Source organism: Halorubrum sp. SP3, from assembly GCF_005435195.1.
Taxonomy (GTDB): Archaea; Halobacteriota; Halobacteria; order Halobacteriales; family Haloferacaceae; genus Halorubrum; species Halorubrum sodomense.
Genome location: NZ_SGTU01000137.1, coordinates 1 through 1,011, shown reverse-complemented (window position 1 = coordinate 1,011; position 1,011 = coordinate 1). Strand labels below are relative to the sequence as shown.

Sequence of the window (1,011 nt, the reverse complement as noted above, 5' to 3'; positions counted from 1 at the left end):
ATGAAGTTCGCGAGAGGGCCGGGCTCCCAGAGTCCCGGATGGACCGCTCCGATGACGTGTAGCTCGTCGGTCTGTGCCGCGAGCGCGTTGGCGACAGACAGCGCCTCCAGCTGTTTTTCGGCCCCGTAGCTGCCGAAGAAGCGCGCCTGCGCGAGCCCGTAGTCGAAGCTGACCTCCTCCGCTGTACGGGCGAGTTCGAGGTTGTAGTCATAGGTTCAGTCCGTCTCTGTCTCCCAGTCCGAAACGACCAGCCCGCCGCTGACGTTCGGCACCCAGTACGCGAACTCGGTGTCCATACCAGCCCGTCCGTTCGTATCGGCTTAATCCGAGTCACTACGGCGAGCGCTGTCAGGGTTCCGCGACAGCGGCCAGCCTTGTGTTTGGACTCGGACGCCAGCAAGCGTTGCGGAGAACTCGGTCTCGTGTACCGACTGTGGTGTCCCTCTAGACCTTATAAAACAACTCAGGATTCGGATGCGAGGCTGAACTCAAAACCTCGGCATGATTACGGAATATTCGGTATTTATACTCGGCTCTGGAAATTAGTTAATTTTGGCAGGGGTTCCAGCAGCCAACACGTAGCTCTCAATACCGACCGATTTGGATGCGGTTTTGTTTGAGAGAAAATTCAACAGAACCCTCTTGACAGGATTCTGTTTGATTATCACCCGCCGAGGAACCGCTTCCGGACCTCCTGATCCTGTAGCAACTCGTCGCCTGGCCCTTCGTACGCATTCTCGCCGTTCACGAGAACGTATCCTCGGTCGCATCGACGTAATGCCTTCTTCGCGTTCTGTTCGACCATCAGAATAGCAGTCCCTGCGTCATTTATCTCGTCAATTCGGTCGAACATATCCTCCACGAGTTCTGGTGCTAACCCGGCGGACGGCTCGTCCAATAGAAGAATGTCCGGGTCAACCATCAACGCCGACCCCATCGCCAGCATCTGCTGTTGGCCCCCGCTCATCGTCCCGGCCCGCTGTCGCTGGCGTTCTTTTAAAATCGGGAACC

At 57.1% G+C, this 1,011-nt stretch carries 1 protein-coding gene and 1 pseudogene; both read right to left on the bottom strand.

Going from position 1 to position 1,011, the window contains the following annotated elements; all coding sequences use genetic code 11:
- A pseudogene (locus tag EXE42_RS20360) lies at positions 1-200 on the bottom strand (LLM class flavin-dependent oxidoreductase); the annotation flags it as partial.
- A gap of 464 nt (positions 201-664) precedes the next feature.
- The coding region (locus tag EXE42_RS15865) for an ABC transporter ATP-binding protein (RefSeq protein ID WP_137706947.1) at positions 665-1,011 on the bottom strand (347 nt) is incomplete at its 5' end.